The following is a 22,506-nucleotide window of genomic DNA, read 5'->3' as shown; positions in this document are numbered from 1 at the left end:
TCATCAAGAAAACGGCCTCAGCGAGGGCTACGCTGAGGCCTAGCTTCCACTGTGGTCGTACCACTGGAGGAATAGCTCAGACATGGAGATAACCCTTACCAAATGGCTTGTTCCTAATTCTTTTGATTTCCAGCCTAGCCAGCTATCCCGGATCGGAGCTCTTCGCAGCGCCACGGGATCGCTACTTTCGGCCGGCCTTCGGCGACAGCTATGAGGTCGACGCTTCCTGTTTTCCACGCATTCCTCGATTGTTGCAGTAAGTATCCGGCTTAATCGCGTTCAGTTGTGATCGAGTTGCGTTACCCTAGCAGGCTGGCGTTATGTACCGTGGCGCCAGTGAGATCGATGCCCCTGGAGAGAGCCAACTCTAGGGGCTGGCCTGACAAAGCAGGACGTAGCTTTACGCCGAGGCCAAATTTGTTCAATTATTTAAAGCGCGATCGACCAGAAGAAACGAGAACTGGACGCGCAGCTCGCAACCCAATTCAGGCTGCCTTGCCTAGCAAATCGAAAGGATGGTCAGAGTGGGCACTTTAAAACCGTAGCGTACACCGTCTGCCGCGCAAGGAAGCGGCCCAGCGAGAGCGCACACCCGCCAGGCCATCGTTCATTCCACTAAAGGTCCTTCTCGACCCGCACCACGTAGCGTCATCCGCGAAATCTGTGTCCAAGACAAAGATCGCCGGTTCCGGTCGCTCGACGCCGGCTTCTTTTAACGGAGCGTCCTCGATATCGCTTCGCCCACCGATGCGGCGCCGTCGGCCGGCGCCCCCGCTCCCCCTTCGACTTTGTTCTCCGTGACGCGATAATCTCGTCTAGGCGCGAACAGATGCATGGTTGCTATTTGCGTCACCAACGCGTTTCAGCTTTCGCATCTCGATATTCTTCAGCAGAGTGAGAGCTCGGTCGTTCAGGGTCAGCTCTCAGGAATTAACCAGCCACTTCGCTGGCTGCCGAAAAGACGACGATCTGATCCAGCACACCTTTGATGTTCTGCCAAGCCATAGTCGCGTAGCACCGCCTCGATTTTCGCGTTCATCGAGCTCGCAATCTGACGCTACGTAAGATTCGGTCGCTTCACGCAAATTCGATAGCGGCAGCGACGGCATCGATAGATAACCTATGGAAATATAACGATCACCACAGGTAGACAGTTGATTATTGGCCCGCGCATTCAAGCTGTCCACAAACCTCACGTAGATCACCAGTACAAGTGATTACTCCCATTATCGGGCCTGCTTCATCACACGATGTCACTCGCTTAATGTTGAAAACGTTCGTCGGTTGCAGAGCTCTCGCATCGAAAGTTCATTGCCCCTTCTTTCTGCCATGTTCGCACCCAAAGCAGAGACGCGCCGATTGCGCACTCTGCGCGCGGCAATAGCGAGTGTCTCAGGAGATATTTCCATGGTGAAGCCAGTTGTAATTGTGGTAGGTGCGGACAAGGGAGGAGTCGGCAAGACGACCGTATCACGAACGCTACTGGACTACTTCAGCGTCAATAACGTGCAAGCACGCGCATTCGACACGGAGTCGCCGCGGGGAACGCTGAAGCGCTTTTATCCCGAGATCACCGACATCGTCGACATGACGACGACGGCGGACCAGATGAAGATCTTCGATACCCTGAACTCAGGGCTGTCCGTCACTGTCATCGATGCTCGCGCAGGCCTACTGTCCTCTGCGTTGGCTTCCTTGCGCGACATCGGATTTCTGGACTCGGCACGGTCTGGCCAGATCACATTCTCCGTGTTCCACATCCTGGGATCATCCATCGCTTCGCTAGACGAGATCGCGGAAACCGCGACGTTTATGAGTGGCGCAAAGTACTACCTCGTTAAGAACTTCATCAACGACACTCAATTCTTCCAGTGGGATCAAGCGACCTATAATTCCTATTTTCGCCGCATCAAACATGCGACTGAGTTGACGATACCGAAGCTTAACGAGATGGCCTATGAGCAGGTGGAAGTCGCATCCGTCCCATTCATAGACTTCGTCGCAAACAAGGGACGGAACGATGAACCTGCGAACAACTCCTTCGTGCTGCGCGGCTATGTCCGGCACTGGCTGGCAAATGTCTGGAGCGAATTTGATCGCATCAACTTGACGGAATTGGCCGGGGCCAAGTCCGCCACTCGGGCCGGCGAGAAGTAATCGCATATTCGGCGAGCTCAGGTCGGGCTTACGTACGCAACGAAATTGATCTGCTGGCTATGTTAGCGACCCCCATCTACATCATCTGCTCTCCTAGCCCGCAGGTCGGTAAAACCCTCATCGCTCGGGCCATGAGCGAGTTCTTGCTGCTGAAAAACGGCACAGCGCTATCGTTTGACGTCAACTCGAAAGAGCCGTCATTGCTCGACTACCTCCCCAACATCACGGAGACCGCGGATGTGATCGACACTTACGGCAAGATGCAGCTGATGGACCCTCTTATCATCCACGATCGGGTACCCAAGGTTATCGATCTCGGCTTTCACGCCTTCGACGAATTCTTCAAGATGTGCGAGGAGATTGGCTTCATGAAGGAGACGGCGCGTTGCTATGTCGTCCCCATCATCCTCTTCGTCGCGGGTGCAGACCGTATCTCCTTTCGCGGTTATGAAATGCTGCGGCGGCGAATTCCGCCGGCGTCGCTGGTCACCGTCCACAATGAATTCGTGCTGCGCGGCGGATTACCTGAAGCGATGGATGGCGAGCGGGTAATTCGGATTCCGGCACTTCCGCTGTTCCTCAAAAGATATATAGACCGGCTTAGCTTTTCCTTCACTGGATATCTGCGCAACGAGAAGGACTGGTCCACGGAGCTGCATCAATGGATCCGACGGAATTACAGCATGTTTCGCGATCTGGATTCGAGTGTGATTGCGCGAAGCTCCTATCGATCGCGGGGGACGGATATCGATAGCCTACGTTACACAAGGTCCACTTGAGATTTCAGTCTGATCGCCATCAATTCGTCCGGCTATGAGTGGTCGTTGACCGCTGACTTCAATGGCGTTCGCAACGCGAACGCATGGATTGCGGATACGAATCTTCGCTTGGATCGCGCATCTTTACCGTGATCGTCCGCACGGACCGCGCGACTGGCAATTGACGGCAGCTCATTCGCCGAATGGCTCATGCAGACACGGCGTCCTCGAAAGAATCGATGACTGTCTTGACATTGTGAGCGGCTAGGCGGATCGACGGGGCATTCCGTCGTAGGGCGCTCATAGCTCAAGGCCGAGTTTCCCCGAGCACCTGGTGCATGACCGCGCTTTTGATCTCGCGGGCGATCTCGTTGCGTATCTGGGCGCCGAGCACCCGCTCGGCATCGGCATCGCCTGTCAGACCATGCTCGGCCAGTCGCCCATCCAAGCGGGTTTGAAACTGTACGCCCATCGCGTCGACGAGCCGCTCCTGCATTTCAGCATAGTCTTCGGGTGCGATGCGCCTCAGCACGCTTTCCCATGGTTGCCAGCGCGCTGCCAAATAGTCCGGAAATTCCGCCACTTCCTGGGTCCGCACCGATGCCTCGGCACTGGCCACATCGTCCTCGGTCACGTGAGAGACGTTCATGAAGCGCATGTCGGGAGCGATGTGCCGCAGCTCCAGCGCGTCCCGCAGCTGGGTCTGGTAGGCAAGGTAGATCTCGATCTCATCGACGTCCGCGTCGGGTTCGGCACGACGAAGCGAGTTGACCCTCTCGCGCGCGATTCCGTCCAACGCTTCCAAGCGAAACATGACGCGGCCGTGCTGGAGCAGTTCGCCCAGTCGCGCGTCACAGACGCCGTTCTCGACATCAGCGTTCAGGCGTGCAGTCTGCATGCCGTTCCAGGCCAAAGTAATGCGATCTTCGCAGGTCGCGTTCGCTCCCGAAGCCAACTCGAAATACTGCTCGCGCAAACGCGGCCTGACGGCTGCCTGCCGCAAGTCTTCGGCGACCGCCTGGCGGAACGCCTCGTTACCGTAATTCACGGTGCCCCAGAGCCTGACGAGGAAGCGTGCATAGTCCGCGGCCCCCTCTTCATGGGCGAAGTGCTGCCAAGTGGCCATTGCCGTGGGCCCGCCCTCGAGCCAGTCCGCGGCAACGTCTTGCAGGGACCGCGGCTGCACTTCCACCGCTCCATCCGCGGTCGAGAAGAAAATCTGAGGGCCGGCATAGTGTCCGGCATGCATCGCTGTTGCCAGGCCGGCCTGCACCCAATCGGCCAGCGGATTATTCTCCAGATCAACGCTCGAGTCACGGCTTAGCTGCGTCAGCGGGTCTCGGGCACGCTGGTCAGCTGATTGTTGCTGATGCCGAGCCATAGCAGCTGGGGCGGGACCGTCTCAGGCAGGCTGGTCAGCAGGTTGTGGCTGGCGCTGAGCCATTCGAGCTCGGCCGGAAGAGGCTCGGGCAGGTCGGTCAGCTGATTGTACTCGACGTTCAGACGCTGGAGCCCGGCTGGAAGCCCGGGCAGGTGGGTCAGGCGGTTACCCCCTGGCGTCCAGCTCCTGAAGCGTTGCTGGAACGCGTTCGGGCAGGCTGGCCAGCTGATTGCTGTCGACATTCAGCCGCCGCAATCCCGGCGGCAGCTCTGCGGGCAGGCTCGTCAGCCCATTGCTCATGGCATAGAGCCGCCGCAGGCCAGGTGGAAGCTCGGGTAGGCTGGTCAGCCGATTATTGCTCCGTGGAGCCGCCGGAGGCTGGCCGGAAGGGTCTCGGGCAGGCCGTTGAGCTGATTGTCATCGACATTCAGGCGGCGCACCCCGGCCAGAATGGGCGCAGACAAGGATCTCTCGTGGATCGATTGATATTGGAGTCCATCCCGGTCTCGCCTGCCAGATCTGCCCCATTGAGCCGAGCCTGCAAGCCAGAAGCGACGTTCATGATACGGGAGCTAGCTGTCGATAAGCTGACGGGACCGCAGAGCGACGAAATGACGGATGGCCCCATCAAAAATGAACCTTAAACAGCGCTCCGCAGACGAATCACTTCGAGCTGGACCGACTGGTGCCGGCACGCCGGCAGCGGCGCGCGCTTACGCCGGCAACTTTGCTGTCGCTTGCGGCGAGGCGGCCCCACTTCTCCCTGCGTTCAAACGCTTATGTAATAGCTGAGCTTAAAAGCTTGCAGCCATCGCGCCTAGCGCCGCTCGCCCTTGGCTACGAGACGCGGCGCGCACCCGATGTTGACAACACGGGCTCGCTAAATTTCTCCGATGACGAGTTCCCAGCCATTTTGACATCGGTCACGTGAACCGGCCCTCCCCCTCGGCTTACCGTCGCCAATCTCGACGGGCGAGCGCCCATGAGGAGGCTCCTGACCGTACGCGTTCGACTGAATGATCGGACAGCCACATCTGCACTGGTGCGACAGAGTTTCTATGTCGAGCTCAGTGTAGTCGAGCCGCGCCGCGACCAATGAACTCGAGCATCGACTGCGCCTTGTTGATCTCGCGTGAAACGCGTTTCAGTATCCGTATTGCCATCTCCTCCGTCGCGATCAGCCCCACTCTCTCGCAGGCTAACCCAAAATGATGCATCACCTGCTCGTCGGAGGGCGCGATACGATTCTGCAACATGCTGCTCGTCAATGACGAGAGCATGTGCTCGACGACGTCATTCTCCGCCTGGCTCAAGACCTAGTCCTTCTGATTTTTTGTTCAGTTCTGTAATCTTTGACGACCACATCGCTTAGAGTGTCGCTGTGAAGGATGGTCGTCTTCGACATCGCAGTTTCATGTCCGTTGAACTCTTCTATTGAGAGATTCTAGTTGGTCGTTTACCTCACTGCTCGGACCGCTTGTCCTCAGCACAGGCTCACGGCTTCAGATTGCGTGAGTTGCACGATTCTGATACCTCCACAGCGGCATTCCGCTCTTTTGAAGTGCCGACCGAATGATGCTGCAAATAGGGAAAAGGCCCTAACTCCGACCGTCCCAATCAGAACGTCGTCCAGCTGCGACACTCGAGAGGCTATTCCCTCGCAACCGTCCTGGCCGGTCTGGCCTCCGGCCTTTCGGCTCAACGCGTTGCATGTCGTGGCGTAGCCCCACGATCTTCCGGCGCGGATGCTTTCCTCGAAACTCGGCAGAAATCTAAATTGAAACTCAACCACCGCCTTCTCCTGGAACAACGAATGGTCCACGTTGCGCAGTTGCTTGTCGCGCGTGACCACCACTGTTGAGAATTCAACGATGTCGCTGGCGCAATCGATTTCGCCTAGCGCCCTCCTGAGGCTGGTCTGAAAGGACATAAGACCTTCCGAGCTTTCACCGCAGCGCTCTGTGCCGTCATCAGTGCTGCCGCTCATCGCCTCTGGCTAGATATGGCCGTCTGCTGGACTATTTTGCTTGCGAGCGCGGGCTGTTCACCCAGCGCGCTTTCCCTAGACCGCAAAAAGCGCGGCCACGGCTGGGGTCAGCGATATTCTGCTGCCTGCATCATTCCATCATCCATCCCATCTCGCGACTCCAACCGGTCAGTGTACTTGACAATGGCTGGCCCGGCGCCCGTGCCGACCATGGAAATGGCTTTCCTGGCCATCGCCCGCAAGCGAGAAAACCGGCGATCAGCAGGCCGTCCCCTCGATCTCCATTTGCGATGCACATCAACGCCTGCCAAGCGGGCCTTTATCTTTTACGCATCAGCAAACCTACAACCTGTCGCAGCGTGAGATTCAAGCTATTAAATCGGTCTTCTGAGGCGTGCACAGCGGATGTCGATGGCAATGATTGTCTGTGTAACGCTCATTTGGCTCGACACTCCGTCCAGCCGACATTTTGCCTCGGATGACCAACATCCAACCCCGGCGCGTGCGCTTCTTTGATTAGCTGGCCGATGCCGTGGATCGCAGTCAGGCTGGCTCGCCTTCCTCAACACTCGTCCTCATGGTTTTCCCATGTTGTTGATGAGGCCCACCTCGCCCATAGATTATTTATCGGGTAAGCGATTGCGAATGCTCGTAGCAGCGCGGGACCGACCACCATGAGAGATCGCAATGAAGCCGCCATCGCTTTACGCCGCTTGGGCCGCTAGAGGTCGACATCCCTATGCTCGGAGTCGCGAGCTGCTGGCCTAAGTCAGGTCGCGCCCAGCGCCTGAACAGGCAACAAAGCCGTCAAACGGCTTGCATATTCCGCTGCCATCAACCATGGGGGGGATGCGTTGTGCATTGCCAGCTCCTGCTTGAGCCGTCTGCGTGTCGGACATGGATTTAACTGCTCTCCGGTGTTCGCGCACCAATCAAATCCTGTGCAGCGCTGGAATTGTGCAAGGCACACGATCGCGGCGCCGTGAAAACGCGAGGATCTGCCGCGATTTCTCGTCACACGCGCGGTGTCGGGTGATATTAATTGATAGGAGTTGCATACATCGAACTGCTCGCCGCCTCCGGGGAAGAACGGTCGGGAAGTCGAAGTCCTCGGATCGACTATTCAGGCAGGAATGCGGAGCCAAGGAATGGACGCTCGATGACGATCGCCATGCTTGATACTCCAGGGACGAAGTGAACTACATCTATGATGACTTCGATTGATGATAAATTAAGTGAGATCAGATGGCTGCGGAACGAAATCTGGCGCTGCCGTCGATTACTTAAAACTGGCCTACCTGGCGCGGAGCGCAAGGCCGTTGAGAGGCGTCTGCTTGAACAGCTTTCTGCCTTTGAACGGCTCTTGTCGACGGCGTTTCCTTTGACCTTGAGCTCTAAAGTGCATTCGGCCAAGAGCGCGACGATCGGGCGAAGCGACTCCCCTGAAGCCCCCATCGAGAGCGCCGCAACGGCATCAAGCGGTTCCTTCGGGAAGTCGATCGGCGGGTAACAAAAGAGGTCTCCTAGCTCAATAACTGCGGCTCGGCACGCTGATGCTTCCAGCCCGATCGACTTTCGGCCACCAAGCTGACCAAACCCTGGCGCCCGTCTGTCTGAGCACCTCACTGTCGTCCGAGTTCTGCAACTGCCGCCCGAACGCCTCACTCTCTATGAAGGACGACCGGAAGCCTGTTGAGACGTCGTCTCGTTCCGCCGTTTCTCTCCGCCGCGGTTGGCATCATGCGTCGGCATTGGCCGCGCAAGTTTTTGAAATTGTCCCTAAGACAAAACATGGCCACTTCCACATCGCTACGCCCTGTAAAGCGGTCACAAAAGCGGATCACGTCTGGTCTGCACGACGTCAAGACTTCCTCGGCCCGCCGATCTCGCGCGCGAGCGTGTCCTGTGCAACACGTCGCTGCGATCGCGATCGCAGTGAGGGCGGCTGCACAGCGATACGCATTGCAAGTCCAGCCCATTCGTCGTTCTTGATTCACCAAACCTCTCTTAAGCCGCATATCCTTCACTACTTTTCTTTGCCTCGCCAGCGTGATCTGTTTACCGGATTGGGCCGCCTCGGCAGCCACTGTCTCGCTGTTGCGGGGCCGACGCAAGGCGCTCTGAATCATCGTCCCGCCACGCGCAACACACATTGCGAAGACCGAGATCCAACAGAGATCGGCCGCTTACCGCTTGTGTGGCGATGTTGGCTCCCAATATGGCGTTCTGCTTCGCAACGCCTACAACCTGACGTTACGGTCGATTCAAGCACTTTGAGCGTCCGGGAAGTGCGTGAATAAGTTCTGTGCATACCCACATTGGCGGCAGTAGGACGAACTCCCGACAACTGCGCGTCGGACCGGCTGTCCCGGGGACGAATGTCCTCGATGTTGGTTGATGACGCTCAGCCTAGTGTTGGGGGTGAAGGCGCAACGGGCACGCATCGAGAGGATTAGCGAGAAGCTGCGGCGACGCAGCTCGCCGGGGTCGATGCCGGCCCGACGTCGATTGGTCATCGCTGGCAGCTGGGTTCACGTCGTGCGCCAACGGTCTATAACGCGGTCTTCACGTGGCCCAGTTCTGGAATGGGCGCGCGGCGGATCTTAAGGCGCAGGCCGCACGCCCTTGTCCAGGCCAGCGTCGAAATAAATGCGACGCTCGATCACGTGCTCAGCAGTTTGAAGTCAATGACCGATTATGTCGTTATGTTCAGTAAAGGCTTTTCCCAACGATGCGGCACCAGTTACGTTTGAACATTTCGCCAAAGCCATCGAGCCTTAGACGCATTGGAGATGATGCTTTGGCGAATGTGGGGCCGTAACACTCGTCAATGATGCACAAGTCCATGTCAACGCCAACCACTTGCCTAAGACTCCAAACCTGACCAGAATGGAAGTAGGGGGCACAATGCGACGTTGCGCAACGGCGCCCGGCGGAAAACAAACTCATCGCCGAGATCCTTGGTGACGACAAAACGACTCTTGTCCTCCCTCGGAAGCAGGCTTTTGGCTGCGCCGAACGGGAAGTAATCCTGTCCGAGAGGCGATGTATCATCCTCGGCTGCCATCTCGTAGCTCCTGCATGTGCGGTTGGTGACGCGAGCGTCCAAAGCCCTACAATAGGATGCGGCGATTTAAGACGCCGGGTGGAGACCAATACAAAGCCTCCTTGCCACTAGCCGCCAGATACTCCTTGAAACGGCACGCGGATTGCTGGGTAAGGATCAGCAAGTTGCCGCCAAGGAAGCGGTTGCGGCGGAGCCGGAGTTCCAATGAGGCTTATCCGATTCATCCTGATCGATCTGGCTTTGATGCTGCTCACATCTGAGAATGCAGACGCCATGATTATGGCGATCGGCGCAAACTTCAAATCGGCTCCCGAAGCTGTGGGATCCTTGATGCGGATTTCCAGCCCCGAGCCAGTATTCAGCTCTGGCGTACGCCGACATCTATACCGCCAAATCTCTCAAGCCGCGCCATTTGGACATTCAGCAGAAGTCCTCGGCCCGGCGAAGCAGGGTGAGAACCTCGCGCTGCTGGAAAGGCGCTTTGCCTCTCATTGGCAACCGTATCGGACAGCGTCCGATTACCACGATCCTCGCGACGCGGAGATGCTCAAGAAGCCTCCGGTCTTAACACCGATCTGCAGTCCGCCGTCGTACCTTATGCCCTCACGCGAGCAGAGACGCCATCCTGGAGCGGAACAGACTGGATTGTCGGAAGCTTGGCCATCATCTCCATTGCAGCGATTGTGCACGTGACTTGGATGGGAAGATACAGCACAGGCGCATTCATGAGAGAAGCCAAAAAGGGCTATATTGAGGTTGCCTTCAACGGCTCCCTCGCAAGCATTCCGCTAGATGTGCAATTCAGCCTACCGGCCAAAGGCGTCACAGCGATTTTTGGTCCGCCCGGGTGCGGCAAGACCACACTCGCGCGCTGCATCGCCGGCGTGGAGCGTCTGCCGAACGGATTCTGTGCGATCGATGGAGAGATTTGGCAGGATGAGACGACGTTTCGACCGCATCTTCTGCGTCCCGTCGCATATGTATTCCAGCTACCAATTCTTCCTTCTCATTTGTCTGTACGGCGCACCCTCTTATACAACGCGTCAAAATCGGATCCGACACTGATCGATTTTGATGGTGTGGTCGAATTGCTTGCCTTGGCGCCACTGCTCGAGCGTTCGCTATCACATCTTTCCGGGGCCGAGCGACAGCGACTTGCCCTTGGCAGCGCGCTATTAGGCCAGCCTCGGCTACTTTTGCTGGACGATCCGCTCATGCTGCTCGACCGCTCCGCCAAATGCGAGATCCTACCATTTCTCGAGCGCATGCGGGAAAAGCTCCCATTGCCGATGATCTACATCAGCCATGACATCGCTGATATCGAGCGTTTTGCCGATCATCTCGTCATAATGAAAGATGGCGTCGTGACTGCGGCCGGGCCGCTCAATGTCGTTCAGAGCGATCCCGCGCTTGCCAGGCGCGGCGAATCGGCAGTCTGTCTTGATACCGTGGTCGGCGGCTATGACGGACGCTATGGGCTGATCAAGCTCCGCCTCAAGGCTGCGCGCCTTCTGATACCCGGAGTGCCGCTTAGACCGGGCGCACGGCTGCGGCTGCGCATCGCAGCCGCCGACGTCAGCATTGCGCGCGAGCCCCCGCGGGCAAGCTCTATCCTCAATGTATTTCCGGCACGCATCAAAGCCTCTCTGCCGTACGACGAGGCTGAGGTCACTTTGGTTCTGACTCTTGAAACTGGCCGTTCTGGCGTGCCACTTTTGGCGCGCATCACGCGCCGCTCCTTTGATGCGCTACGGCTCAGCAATGGAGCGGACGTATTCGCGGAGGTCGCGCGCGCCGTTCCGCTCGGGCTGCCGAGCGGTTGCTTGCAACGCCTGCCACATCTGCATGAGAACGTTCGACAGCTATGCCCCGAGACGAGAAACACATCAACAGGATCCCGGCTGTGATCGATAATCTGGATGAGATAGATCCGAATAGCGTGGGGGCAGTTCTCTACCGTCCAAAACACTGATGTCGATAGGCTACTGGCCGATTTCGCTGAGGATATCGCGCAGCAAGGCGTACGCATCGGCGGCATCGTGCAGCGACACCCGATCAACTCGCACGCAGGTCATGCTCGGAATCGACGTTGCGACGGGACAAGAGATCTCGATTTCCCAGCTACTCGGCAGCGGAGCTATGTCCTGCTAATCTCGATACAAATGGGCTTGCCGAGGCCGCAGCTGTCGTTTCCCGGGCACTTCGCGCCATCGATCTCTTCGTGATCAGCAAATTCGCCAAATGCTAATCGAGGCTCCGAGTGTGCGAGCATTGCCTGCACCCAAATCACCTTGGCTGCCTTGTTGCGACAATTCCAATCCTGCGAACGGGTGGCATATAGTTTGCTTCACCAGTGAGGTCACGATCTACAAAAAGCAAATTTGCGAGGACAGCATGCTCGGAATTGGAAGTCAGTTGCCGGCGTTCGAAATCACAGGCGTGAAGCCCGGCTTTCAAGCGCAGGAAGAAGAAGGACAGAGCGCGTTCGAGACGCTAACCGAAACGAGCTTTCCAGAGAAGTGGAAGATCATCTTCTTCTATCCCAAGGATTTTACCTTTGTCTGCCCGACAGAGATCGCTGAGTTTGCCCGGCTGTCCAAGGAATTCGCCGACCGCGACGCGGTTGTCCTGGGTGGTTCAACTGACAATGAGTTCTGCAAGCTCGCCTGGCGGCGCTCACACGTCGACCTGCACAATCTACCAATCTGGCAGTTTGCCGACACAAAGGGAACGCTCGTCGACGGCCTTGGCGTGCGTTCACCCGAAGGGGTTGCCTATCGTTACACCTTTATTGTTGACCCCGAAAACACGATCCAGCACGTCTATGCGACCAATCTCAGTGTCGGGCGCAGTCCCAAGGACACGCTGCGCGTTCTGGACGCGCTGCAAACCGACGAGCTCTGTCCCTGCAACCGCGAAATCGGCGGCGAAACCCTGAAGGTTGCTTGAGGCACTATGTCGTCGATCGAACAACTGAGCGACAGGATTCCCGATTTCGCGAAGGATGTCAGGCTTAACTTGACCTCCTTGGTGGCCGATGAGACGCTCTCGCCGCAACGAAAATACGGGGTGCTGCTGGCGAGCGCGATCGCCACCCGCAATGCGGCCCTGATGGCCGCGATGGAATCGGCTGCGTCCGCCGTGATGACATCTGCGGCGATCTCCGCAGCGAAGGCCGCAGCCTCCGTGATGGCAATGAACAACGTCTACTACCGCTTCGCTCACCTCGTTTCCAATCCGGAATATAAGACGATGCCGCCACGGCTGCGTATGAACGTGATCGCCAATACCGGCGTGGACAAGTCCGATTTCGAGCTGTGGTCGCTTGCGGTCTCCGCCATAAACGGCTGCGGCGCCTGCATTGATGCCCACGAGAAGACGCTGCGAGCGGCGGGCGTCAGTTCCGAAGCGATCCAGACCGCCGTGCGCTTTGCCGCGATCATGGAATCAGTGGCGATCGCAATCGAGGCTGCTGGGCTCAACCCCTCTCAGGCGAGGGGCTGATCCTTCCTCTGCCATGCGATCAACGGCGTTGTGGCGCCACTCAGTGGCGCCACCACCAGTCCTTTGCGGCTCCCGAACGAGCGTGATATCCGCAAGTCATACCTTGCGCGGCGTCCCCATGAAGAGTGCTTTGCTCGAATTCCAGGCGCCGAGCAAGCGACGCGGAATGCGCCACAGACAAGTAAGATCCGTCGCCTAAGATCGGTCGCACCACGGCCGTTCGTTCCACCTTCACCCAAACTTGAACAGCACTCCATATCCGCCGCGTGGATGGCTCCATTGGATGTCGCCGCTGGGCTCGGCGATCACACGGCAGGTACCGCACTCGATGCAGCCGTCAACTGTTATCTCGACCTGGCCGTCGTCGTTCAGCTCGTAGCATCGCGCGGGGCAGGCTTTCAAAAGTGCAAGTAGCTGCGGCGACGGCGTCGTGTGCGCACGGACCTTGACGTGAGGCTGACCGACGTCGACAACATAGCGGTTGTAATACAGCTTGTCTTCGACGCGCACCGGCGGTTCGACATTCATGCTTTCGCTTTCCATTGTTGGACTTCACACTGTTGCGGTCAACGCCAGGCCCGGGCAAAACGACAAGCATCGCCTAACAGACCTGTCCATGACCGCGCCTTGACAAAGGATTTCAGGGTCGCCTTCTCCTTCTCAGCCTTGGGCGTACCATCGATGCGCACAAAGCTTTGCATCGCCTTAGAGATGAGCTGCGGATAGGTGAGAAAGAAGTTTTTTGAGTGGGTATGCATCAGGGGCGGCAAATCCTTGTACTTCTTCAGATCTTTGATGACGAAGGAATCGTCCAGCATCTTCTTGTAGATCGACAGATTTGTTGCACTCATCGGCTCGCCGCGCGATTTCACCAGAGTTATCGCTTCGGCAGCGATGCGGCCGGAAGTCATCGCGAGATTGGAGCCCTCACGATGAATGGCATTGTTGAGTTGGGCCGCATCGCCCACTACGACCCAGCCTTCCCCATAAAGCTGCGGGATCGACTTGTAACCGCCTTCAGGAATGAGATGCGCCGAATATTCCTTGACTTCGGACCCTGCTATCAGGGGCACCACAGAGGGATGTCTCTTAAATTGATCGAGCAGGCCGTAGGGCGTTTGGCCCGTGCGCTGGAAATCGGCGACGAGACAACCGATGCCGAGCGAAATGCACTCTTTGTTGGCATAGATGAAACCCATTCCGGTCATGCCGCGGGAAATGGTACCGGCCGCCTCGATCACGACGCCTTCATCGCCCTTGAGATTGAAGCGCGCCTCGATAGTTTCGCGAGGCAAGAAGTGCATCTCCTTCACCGCGAGCGCAACGTTATCAGGTGTCGGCCGCGCGCGCAGGCCCGCGCGCGTCCCGAGCAGGCCATTGACCCCTTCGGCCAGCACGACGACGTCGGCATGTATTTCGCCGTCTCGGCGATCTGTTCGAACACCGACGATCCTTTCACGCTCATCACGTGCGAGCTCGGTGACAGTCGTCTCGCACAGCACGGTCGCGCCAGCCTCCCGCACCTTGGAAGAGAACCATTTGTCAAACTGCGCGCGTATAATCGTGTAGCGGTTCGGCCGTTCCTCGTTGAAGTCGTCCGAGCGGTAATGCATGCCGACATGGGAGCGATCGTCCATTATCCAGAACCGCTGCTCGATCAGGTGACGCTCGAGCGGCGCCTCGTCTCGAAACTCGGGGACCAGCTTTTCCATCATGTCGGCATAGAGGATGGCGCCCTGCACATTCTTCGATCCAGGATATTCGCCTCGCTCGAGCTGCAGCACCTTCATGCCGCGTTTGGCCATGGTCAATGCCGCCGCGTTGCCGGCCATACCGGCTCCGACCACGATCGCATCGAATCTCTCTTCAATCATCATCAACTCCTCTAGACCGCGATCCGGGCGCGCGAATTCGGCAAAAGCCGGGCGCGAAATGCGCCCGTCAGCGCCGGTAGCAATTGGATGGCGTCACTGACGATCGCGAGATGGGCAAAGTCGAAGATCGGAGCGTTCTTGTCAGTATTGACGGCGACGATCAGATCCGCGCCCTCCACGCCAACCCGGTGCTGGATCGCGCCGGAAATGCCGGCGGCAATATAGAGCTTTGGCCGGATGGTTTTGCCCGTCTGGCCGATTTGCCGGTCAGACGTAACCCACCCTTTTTGCACCAGAGGACGCGAGCAGCCATATTCAGCGCCAAGCAGAGTAGCGAGCTCGCGCACCAACCGAAAGTTTTCAGGCGATCCCAGTCCCAGGCCGCCCGCAACCACGACATCGGCATAGGCCAGATTGGAGGTTTCTGCATCGCGGTCGGGTAGGAACGACAATACTTTTGTGACAATATCATCTTCGAGAAGGCCGAGCGGATGGACGATGATACGAGCGGCATCGCGTACAACGCGCTCAGGCATCGGCATGACCCGCGGGCGGACGGTTGCCATCTGCGGACGATAATTCAAGGTATAGATCGTGCAGAGCAGCGAGCCGCCAAAGGTCGGACGCGTCGCCGCAAGCGAACCATCGGCGTCGACGTCCAGCGCGGTGCAGTCGGCAGTGAGCCCCGTCGACAGAGTCGTCGCCACGGAACCTGCGAGATCGCGACCGAGCGTCGTCGCCCCCAACAGCAGGATCTCGGGCTTGTAGGTGTTGACGAGTTCGGTTAGCGCTTTGGTATAGGATTCGTTGCGGTAATCCGACAAAACATTGTCGCTCACGAGATAGGCCAGATCCGCGCCATAGCAAAAGGCGTCAAGCGCGGCGTTACGTGTGTGCTGCCCCTCCGGACCGATAACGACAGCGGCAAGATTCACCTTTAGCCTGTCGGCAAGCCTGCGCCCCGCACCCATGAGCTCCCACGAAACCGGATGCACCTGGCCGCGCTCCAGCTCGACGAAGACCCAGACGTGCTTGTACGCCTTAAAGTGCTCCGGCAGTTCTTTTTTGGCTGCTGCGCGGCCGGCCGCCGCCGGCATGGCCGTTCTCGTGACATTGCTCATACTCTAAATTCCCCTCAAAGATAGGCACGCCCGCGCCACAGGTTTGCTTTTTAGCTTCGTTAACTGAAGATCACTTTCGGTCAGCAAGGGGCCGGCTGCGCTGCCCCGTCTGCTTCGTCCGACCGGCCGCACAACAAGACGCGTCGTCGCGATAGACGTACCGGTCCGGCCGGATTTGGAGAGGTCTTCCACACTGGACGCTTCGCCATGTCCGACGAGCGCCACCGCGGCGGCCAGGGCGCCGCGGTGATTCTGACCGGTCGCTTCCATGCCTGAGTTGGCGAGTCCGTTCGCTGCGCAATACCTGCGCCTCACGTTCGGCCCAGCGGCTCCACATTGACGGTGACGACGAGCGCGAACCCGGCAACGCACCTGTCACGCAACCCATGCCGAGCCTCCAGCACCGAAAACCCGTGTGGGCCGACGCTGGCCCTCTTCCTGACGCATGTTGCTATCCGCCATGAGATGGATACGAATCTGAGCGGAATCGGGGGCCGCTTTGATGCGGAGGATGCTGGGCATACCCTCTCCAGGTGTAGCGCGAAGAGGCAACTTATCCATTGACCACCATCTCACCGTCGATACGGAACTTCGATCGCGAAGACCGTTTCGAACGTACCTGGCGCGATCGTGGGCCACGAGATGATGGCGCAGCGCTCGGCAGGCAGTAAAAGCAGCATCATGGGTCTTCCTTCAATCTCATCTCGGACGACTACCGTCTGTCGGCATCGATGATCGGATCGGCAGGACAACAGCAAGTGTCGTACCAGTTGCAAAAACCATTGAATGTCAGTCGAAAATATTGGTTTGGCAGACACTTTGAATGGCCGCTGATACCGTGGACACGACCAGTCCAGACATGGGTCGGGAATACGACAGGCGCCGCTCGGGTCATGGCTGCAGAGAGTTGACCCGGATGAAGACGAAGGCCCCACATCGGGTTGCCACGGCGCCCGTCGGGCGCAAACCTTGCTTGCAGTGGAGCGCGAGATCACTTCAGCTCGCTCAACGCGACAAAGGCCGCGGCCTTCTTAGGGTCTGCGACGGCATCCTTCAAAACCTTGAACACTCGCTGGTCGATCGGTGTCGATGACACGAAATCGGCATAGGCCTGCTCCAGCATCGCCTTGCACCGAGCTCTGATTTCCGGCTCTGCGGCACCAGTAAATTGCTCTTTGGCAAAATATTGTCCCATGCGCTTTAAGATGTGAAGGCGCGCGACATTCACGATTTTAGGGTCGTAATCGACGCCAAGCAGCGAGAAAAAATCCTCTGCCGACGAGGCCTTGCTGAGCCGATCCAGGATACCGGATGCCGCGGATGAGTGGATCATCGAAAATTCTCCTTCGGATTAGCTCTGGACGGTCAATGAGATGGGGTGGCGCCTGCTGACTGCCTCGATCTCCGTGACACCGGCCCGCGCCGGCGCCCGCGCGATCGCCAGCTTTTCCTCTGTGGTGAACGCAACGCCAGGTGCCTGCTCGCCGTCGCGTAAGGTCGTGTCGTTGAGCATGGCGGGCTCGGCGCGCACTTGGTCGGACCAAGACGATTTGGCGACGGTGCTGGTGGCAATCACGCGAGAGCTCCTCATTGACCTACCTAAGCTTCAGCAACCAGCATGCCAGCCCGTCGCCCCAGGCAACCCATTGACGAAACTAACGCTTCTGTCCTCGACCTTCTTCAGCAAATGGATTGTCGCAAATGCGACAGGCTCATGAAGCGCACGCCTTGCCTACTGCTACGCCGAGTTCGAACGTTAATGCATTGCGGCGCGCCAGGATGTGAGAATTGTCGCGGAGCACTTGGGGCCCGCCGCCACCTTGGACACATGGTCACTCGTTCGCATCGAAACGGCGTCAGCCGCGTCCTCAACCTCCCGCGCGGCTTACCAAATCCGGCGAGGCTTTCTCGGATGACTGGTCGATAGCGGACGCTTGTGGCAGCTCAGATGGCCCGTCGCCGGCAACGACCGGCCGAGCTGGCTGCAACAGAAAATCGCGCCGGCGCTCGGCCATCCGGCTCTCACCACTTTCTTCGCCGAAGCAGAGGTTGAAGTCGTCACATTGATTGCACACGGGTGTTGTGCACATCACGAGGCCTTCATTCTCGCAAAGCATGCGGTAGAAGAAGCGCTTCCAGCGCATATTGTTGACATTGCGCGCGGCGAGCGGCGCGAAATGGCGGCTCAGCAGCCGAGAGAGTTCGACACGATTGCGCAAGCCGAGAGCTTCCCACAGGTGGTCTGGCTCAATGGCACGGCGCGCGATCATCGCGGCCAGCCAGCGGCCGATATCCCCTTCCGTCGAGCTGTGCTTGAGCAAGAGATCGCGCAGCATTGCGATCTCGTCGTCCTCTTCGCACTTGAAAGCCGAGAGCTGCTCCGGGAGCTTGATCTCAAGCGGGGGAAAGTACTGCTCCAGCAAGGCCGCCAGTTCAAGGCCGGACAGGCCGGCCTTCTCGGGAAGGGAGCCACCATCCATTGTGGCAGCCGCCAGGATAGACGCCAGGACGTGGCGATCGAGATCGCTGTCAATGGCAATAACGGCATCTGCAGGAGGCACACCGGTGAGCAGGCGGTAGGTTGCAATTCCCCTGTGCATCTGGCTGTTGGCATCAACGGCACAAGCAGCCATCAGGGGAAGGAAGTTCGCTTCGGACATAATTTTGCGGGTTTCACAATAGTCAGGTTTGCCCCCGCCGCATCCTGCCTTTGGTCAGGGTCGATCATCAAATGCCGGCCTCCCGGGATGGGCGGTGAGGGAGACCGGCATCCGTCGCGCGCCTTCACAAGGCCGCGACTCGCGACCTTTACGAGGCCGCGAGTTCGGCGGCGGTCTTGCCGATGATGGATTCGTCCACGGGCTTCATAATGCCATGCTCCATCAGCATGTCCTCGAGCTCGTCCATGGAGATCGGGGTCGGGATGATGCCTTTGCCGCCATTGTTGTGAACCTTGGTCGCAAGATTGCGATAGTGATCGGCCTGCTTGGAATCGGGTGCATATTCGAGCACCGTCATGCGGCGTAACTCGGCATGCTGCACCACGTTGTCGCGCGGCACGAAGTAGATCAGCTGAGTGCCTAGCTTCTTGGCCAACGCTTCCGCCAGTTCCAGCTCCTTGTCGGTCTGCCGCTCGTTGCAGATCAGACCGCCTAGCCGCACGCCGCCAGAGTTCGCGTATTTCAGGATGCCCTTGGAAATGTTGTTCGCGGCATACATCGCCATCATTTCACCGGACATCACGATATAGATTTCCTGCGCCTTGTTCTCGCGGATTGGCATCGCAAAGCCACCGCAAACGACGTCGCCGAGCACGTCGTATGAGACATAGTCAATGTTCTCGTAGGCGCCGTTCTCCTCCAGGAAATTGATCGAGGTGATGACGCCGCGGCCGGCGCAGCCGACACCCGGCTCAGGACCACCGGACTCCACGCAGCGAATGTCCTTGTAGCCGACCTTCATTACGTCCTCGAGCTCGAGGTCCTCAACGCTGCCGGCGCTCGCTGCAAGGCTCAAAATCGTATCTTGCGCCTTGGCGTGCAGAATCAAGCGGGTCGAGTCCGCTTTCGGGTCGCACCCTACAATCAGAATTTTCTGTCCCATCTCGGCCAGCGCCGCCAGCGTGTTCTGCGAAGTGGTCGACTTGCCGATGCCGCCCTTCCCGTAGAACGCGATTTGTCTCAGTGAAGACATGTTGCTCTCCATCAACCGATTTGCCAAAAGTTTGCGCGCTTCTTGCGCGCGAGCTTGTTTCCCTCTCAGAAACGGGGCACACGGGTTCAAGGGAAGGAGCGCATCGCTCGTCTTACGCGTCGGCGTGCACTCAGCCCTCACTCAGTGTTGCTGTCGCTTATTAGCAACCGCCGTGCCAACGCTGTGACCGCGCTCCTTAAGCTTCTGATTACGTTTCTAGAAACCAGCCAGCCGGTGAGTGATCCTGGCTGTTTTGGATCTGACAGGATCTGCGCGGCTGTCAGAAAACGAACAACGACCACAACCATCAACGCGAAAAGCCGATCTGACGGGACCTGTTCCGATGCCTCAGGTGTGGAACGGAACTTGCTGCTCTTCTCGCAGTCAGGCGATTTGGGGAGAGTGAATATGCCGGTCGGGCTCGAAACCTGGCGGAACAGCGGCCAGTGTTGCACATACGGTACGGGGCTTGTTGCGCTGACATTGGAGATGATCTGCAATAAATTCGAATCGGCTCCTGGAAGCAGCAGCGCCGTGCCAATCATTCAGATCAGCGCGCCTACATAGGTATGTCGTGGCGACAATCATCTTTTATCAGAAGCCCGGCTGCGCCACTAATGCGCGTCAGATTCAAGCGCTGAAGTCCGCCGGCCACGACGTGATCGCCGAAGACATCTTGAAGGAGCCATGGGATGCGGAGGAATTGCGCAGCTTCTTCCGCACTAAGCCCGTCGAATCCTGGTTCAACCGAGCCGCGCCCCGTATCAGGTCAGGCGAAGTCAATCCCGATACTATCGACGCCGCAAGCGCGCTCGCATTGATGATGGTCGATCCGCTCCTGATACGACGACCGCTGATCGACGTAGACGGGGCACGATGTGCCGGATTCGATCATGAGCCCGTGCTGTCCCTGCTTGGCGGCAACACGCAAGATGATCTCGAGGGATGCTTGCACGAAGCAAACCGTACGCGTTGTCCGCAGACGTGAAAGGGCGGAGGGTACCCCCAGTCTATCAAGCGAGGCAGAGATGACGTTTCCCACTTCCGGCTTCCTTCACGGGTAGTAACCGAGGGAACCTTCGCTGAGATGGCCCGCACGAGTGGCTGCTCCGTAAGGAGCATCGCCTCTATTGCGCTCGAATGCCGCGCTTCTCGTCTTTGCTGTGTGTGAGCGGCCGCCGCAGTTGCCGCCTTTATCGCGCATGACCTCCGCGATTGGATCAGAGCACCAAGCCGAGAGGCGGTTATTTGAAGAGATTCTGCTTTCTTCAATTGAGTAACGATCAGAACAGACCACCACGATTCGCGGCTGTGATCCTTATGCAACTTAGCGGCACAATTGCGCTATGGCCGCTCCCAATTTGATCGGTATCAAATCCTCCGCCATTCCCGATGTGTGACAGAGATGTCGCGCGGCTCTTCGCGCCGATTTTGGAATGGAGAATTCGATGAGAACAAGGACAGTTCTGACGAGGGCATCGCTCCTCGCGCTCGCGACCTCGTTGGCCAGCATCTCGGTCCAGGCTGCGGATCTGGGTCGGGCGCCGGTTTACTATAAAGCGCCTCCGATCGAACCCTTCAATCCATGGATGATCCGCCTGCGCGCGCTTGGCGTTTTGCCGGATACCGCAGGCAGCTCGGTCAGCGTCGCCGGAGCGCCCTCGCTGTCCTCACCAACTTCTGGGCTTTCGATCAGCGATCAAGCCGTACCCGAGCTCGACATCACCTATTTCTTCACAAAAAACGTTGCCGCCGAACTCATTCTCGGCGTGACCAGCCATCGCATCACCGGCAATGGCGCGCTCACTGGCCTCGATATCGGCAAAGCCTGGCTGTTGCCGCCAACACTGACCCTACAATATCACTTCACCGAATTCGGCGCGCTCAAGCCCTATATCGGTGCGGGCATCAACTACACCGCATTCTTCAACCAATCGGCAACCAATACGTCGCTCGCCGGTCTTGTCGTGACGGATTTGCGCATCAGCAACCAATTCGGCGCAGCGGTCCAATTCGGCTTCGATTACATGCTTGATCGACACTGGGGCCTCAACTTTGACGTGAAGAAGCTGTGGCTGCGGCCGGAGTACTCCGCGACCGTAAACAATGCGATTGCGGTCACCGGTCGCGCCAATATCGATCCATGGCTCGTCAGCGGCGGCGTCACTTACAAGTTCTGACGCCGGAACAGGAGCTCATCGAGCGCGTCCTCTAACCTTACCGCAGTGCAAGCAGGGAGCGAGATGATGCGTCAAGGACGCGTCATCTCACGAGACGCGGGAGCCATTCGCCGCATTGCTCTCGCTGTGAGCTACGGATCGCGCGGCATGGAGTGACGGTACACAAACAGATCGACGCAGCATATGCTCATATGCTTGTTTAATCGCGCGTTGCAAAAGGCGCCATTTGCCGATTGGGCCGGAGAAAAAAGGCGGCACGCCGCGCCCACGTCAATGACCTGCTGTTCGCAGACCCGGAGCGTGAAAGGCCCCCGCTCAACCTCAGACGATCCGAGCTCCGAGCGGCCAGCTCATGGACTGACAAGCCGTCCATGCTTGCTAGCCCGGGCACGTGGCTGTTAAGCGAAGCCTCTAGCTTCGCTTTAGCACCATCACAAGGCGGTCGACACGTTTGCCCTGCTTGAGGTGGGAGTTTACGATTTCGTCAACGTCCTCAGGCGTGGTCGCGCGATACCATACTCCATCGGGATAGACGACCATCAAGGGACCAGAGTTACAAAAGCCAAGGCAGCCTGCCATCGTGAAGCCAATATCGTTGAGGCCTTGCGCTTCGATCGCCTTGCCCATTCGATCCCAAAGGGCTTGCGCGCCGGAGGCGCCACAGCTGCCGTGCGGATGAGTTGGCGGACGCTGCGTGTTGCAGGCAAAGACATGATGCCTATAAAGTTGAGGAAGCTCGAATTCGGTTTCTGAGTTCATGCGCCTATCCTGTGATCAATGGGCT

General features: G+C 58.2%; 22 protein-coding genes and 1 pseudogene. 9 read left to right on the top strand and 14 right to left on the bottom strand.

Going from position 1 to position 22,506, the window contains the following annotated elements:
- The first annotated feature begins 1,407 nt into the window (after positions 1 to 1,407).
- A complete protein-coding gene (locus ACNJX8_RS08425; protein WP_439360229.1) occupies positions 1,408 to 2,157 on the top strand; it encodes a hypothetical protein in 750 nt (249 codons plus the stop codon).
- Positions 2,158 to 2,216: 59 nt separating this feature from the next.
- Positions 2,217 to 2,936, top strand: a complete 720-nt coding sequence (locus ACNJX8_RS08420) for a hypothetical protein (RefSeq protein ID WP_439360228.1) — start codon at positions 2,217 to 2,219, stop codon at positions 2,934 to 2,936.
- Between the two features lie 286 nt (positions 2,937 to 3,222).
- On the opposite strand, the gene ACNJX8_RS08415 is transcribed toward ACNJX8_RS08420, so the two are convergent.
- The 4 genes from ACNJX8_RS08415 to ACNJX8_RS08400 form a co-directional block, all read right to left on the bottom strand.
- Positions 3,223 to 4,296, bottom strand: a complete 1,074-nt coding sequence (locus ACNJX8_RS08415) for an NEL-type E3 ubiquitin ligase domain-containing protein (RefSeq protein ID WP_439360227.1) — start codon at positions 4,294 to 4,296, stop codon at positions 3,223 to 3,225.
- Entirely contained in the window at positions 4,245 to 4,538 is a 294-nt protein-coding gene (locus tag ACNJX8_RS08410; protein ID WP_439360226.1) for a hypothetical protein, read from the bottom strand. The genes ACNJX8_RS08415 and ACNJX8_RS08410 overlap by 52 nt, the downstream gene beginning before the upstream one ends.
- A gap of 825 nt (positions 4,539 to 5,363) precedes the next feature.
- On the bottom strand, positions 5,364 to 5,609 hold the full coding sequence (locus ACNJX8_RS08405; protein WP_245508460.1) for a hypothetical protein: 246 nt from the start codon (positions 5,607 to 5,609) through the stop codon (positions 5,364 to 5,366).
- A gap of 170 nt (positions 5,610 to 5,779) precedes the next feature.
- A complete protein-coding gene (locus tag ACNJX8_RS08400; protein ID WP_128943614.1) occupies positions 5,780 to 6,226 on the bottom strand; it encodes a hypothetical protein in 447 nt (148 codons plus the stop codon).
- Positions 6,227 to 8,790: 2,564 nt separating this feature from the next.
- On the opposite strand from ACNJX8_RS08400, the gene ACNJX8_RS08395 reads away from it, so the two are divergent.
- Positions 8,791 to 9,036, top strand: a complete 246-nt coding sequence (locus tag ACNJX8_RS08395; RefSeq protein ID WP_439361846.1) for a cytochrome c peroxidase — start codon at positions 8,791 to 8,793, stop codon at positions 9,034 to 9,036.
- Positions 9,037 to 9,149: 113 nt separating this feature from the next.
- Here the strand turns inward: ACNJX8_RS08395 and ACNJX8_RS08390 are convergent, their stop codons facing one another.
- A complete protein-coding gene (locus ACNJX8_RS08390) occupies positions 9,150 to 9,350 on the bottom strand; it encodes a hypothetical protein (protein ID WP_439360225.1) in 201 nt (66 codons plus the stop codon).
- A gap of 725 nt (positions 9,351 to 10,075) precedes the next feature.
- Here ACNJX8_RS08390 and modC point away from each other — a divergent pair.
- From modC to ACNJX8_RS08370, 4 genes are all read left to right on the top strand, one after another.
- A complete protein-coding gene (gene modC / locus ACNJX8_RS08385) occupies positions 10,076 to 11,257 on the top strand; it encodes a molybdenum ABC transporter ATP-binding protein (RefSeq protein ID WP_439361845.1) in 1,182 nt (393 codons plus the stop codon).
- Positions 11,258 to 11,278: 21 nt separating this feature from the next.
- Positions 11,279 to 11,575 (top strand): DUF2478 domain-containing protein, encoded by a 297-nt coding sequence (locus ACNJX8_RS08380; protein ID WP_439361844.1) that lies wholly within the window; start codon positions 11,279 to 11,281, stop codon positions 11,573 to 11,575.
- Positions 11,576 to 11,744: 169 nt separating this feature from the next.
- Complete coding sequence (locus tag ACNJX8_RS08375; RefSeq protein WP_128943611.1) at positions 11,745 to 12,299, top strand: peroxiredoxin; 555 nt, start codon at positions 11,745 to 11,747, stop codon at positions 12,297 to 12,299.
- Positions 12,300 to 12,305: 6 nt separating this feature from the next.
- Positions 12,306 to 12,854: a carboxymuconolactone decarboxylase family protein gene (locus ACNJX8_RS08370; RefSeq protein ID WP_439360224.1), complete on the top strand. Its 549-nt coding sequence runs from the start codon at positions 12,306 to 12,308 to the stop codon at positions 12,852 to 12,854.
- 231 nt (positions 12,855 to 13,085) lie between these two features.
- Here the strand turns inward: ACNJX8_RS08370 and ACNJX8_RS08365 are convergent, their stop codons facing one another.
- From ACNJX8_RS08365 to ACNJX8_RS08330, 8 genes and pseudogenes are all read right to left on the bottom strand, one after another.
- A complete protein-coding gene (locus ACNJX8_RS08365; protein WP_128943609.1) occupies positions 13,086 to 13,382 on the bottom strand; it encodes a ferredoxin family protein in 297 nt (98 codons plus the stop codon).
- A gap of 38 nt (positions 13,383 to 13,420) precedes the next feature.
- Positions 13,421 to 14,728 (bottom strand): FAD-dependent oxidoreductase, encoded by a 1,308-nt coding sequence (locus ACNJX8_RS08360; RefSeq protein ID WP_439361843.1) that lies wholly within the window; start codon positions 14,726 to 14,728, stop codon positions 13,421 to 13,423.
- An 11-nt stretch (positions 14,729 to 14,739) separates the two neighbouring features.
- The gene (locus ACNJX8_RS08355) at positions 14,740 to 15,849 is read right to left on the bottom strand and encodes an electron transfer flavoprotein subunit alpha/FixB family protein (protein ID WP_128943608.1); all 1,110 of its coding nucleotides are present in this window, start codon (positions 15,847 to 15,849) and stop codon (positions 14,740 to 14,742) included.
- Positions 15,850 to 16,840: 991 nt separating this feature from the next.
- Complete coding sequence (gene nifW / locus ACNJX8_RS08350) at positions 16,841 to 17,182, bottom strand: nitrogenase stabilizing/protective protein NifW (protein WP_128943607.1); 342 nt, start codon at positions 17,180 to 17,182, stop codon at positions 16,841 to 16,843.
- 60 nt (positions 17,183 to 17,242) lie between these two features.
- Positions 17,243 to 17,425: pseudogene (locus ACNJX8_RS08345) on the bottom strand (homocitrate synthase); the annotation flags it as partial.
- 292 nt (positions 17,426 to 17,717) lie between these two features.
- Positions 17,718 to 18,509, bottom strand: coding sequence for a nitrogen fixation protein NifQ (locus ACNJX8_RS08340; protein ID WP_439360223.1), 792 nt, complete (start codon positions 18,507 to 18,509; stop codon positions 17,718 to 17,720).
- Positions 18,510 to 18,657: 148 nt separating this feature from the next.
- Positions 18,658 to 19,542 (bottom strand): nitrogenase iron protein, encoded by an 885-nt coding sequence (gene nifH / locus ACNJX8_RS08335; RefSeq protein WP_027571409.1) that lies wholly within the window; start codon positions 19,540 to 19,542, stop codon positions 18,658 to 18,660.
- 137 nt (positions 19,543 to 19,679) lie between these two features.
- Entirely contained in the window at positions 19,680 to 20,087 is a 408-nt protein-coding gene (locus ACNJX8_RS08330; RefSeq protein ID WP_439360222.1) for a hypothetical protein, read from the bottom strand.
- Between the two features lie 29 nt (positions 20,088 to 20,116).
- On the opposite strand from ACNJX8_RS08330, the gene ACNJX8_RS08325 reads away from it, so the two are divergent.
- Positions 20,117 to 20,530 (top strand): ArsC/Spx/MgsR family protein, encoded by a 414-nt coding sequence (locus ACNJX8_RS08325; protein ID WP_439360221.1) that lies wholly within the window; start codon positions 20,117 to 20,119, stop codon positions 20,528 to 20,530.
- 448 nt (positions 20,531 to 20,978) lie between these two features.
- On the top strand, positions 20,979 to 21,722 hold the full coding sequence (locus ACNJX8_RS08320) for an OmpW/AlkL family protein (protein ID WP_439360219.1): 744 nt from the start codon (positions 20,979 to 20,981) through the stop codon (positions 21,720 to 21,722).
- 411 nt (positions 21,723 to 22,133) lie between these two features.
- Here ACNJX8_RS08320 and ACNJX8_RS08315 read toward each other — a convergent pair whose 3' ends face one another.
- The gene (locus ACNJX8_RS08315; RefSeq protein WP_018319601.1) at positions 22,134 to 22,481 is read right to left on the bottom strand and encodes a (2Fe-2S) ferredoxin domain-containing protein; all 348 of its coding nucleotides are present in this window, start codon (positions 22,479 to 22,481) and stop codon (positions 22,134 to 22,136) included.
- Positions 22,482 to 22,506 lie beyond the last annotated feature (25 nt).

Source organism: Bradyrhizobium sp. SPXBL-04 (assembly GCF_051853035.1).
GTDB classification, from domain to species: Bacteria; Pseudomonadota; Alphaproteobacteria; order Rhizobiales; family Xanthobacteraceae; genus Bradyrhizobium; species Bradyrhizobium zhanjiangense.
The sequence above is the reverse complement of the archived record's forward strand: the minus strand, read 5'-3'. Positions and strand labels throughout refer to the sequence as shown.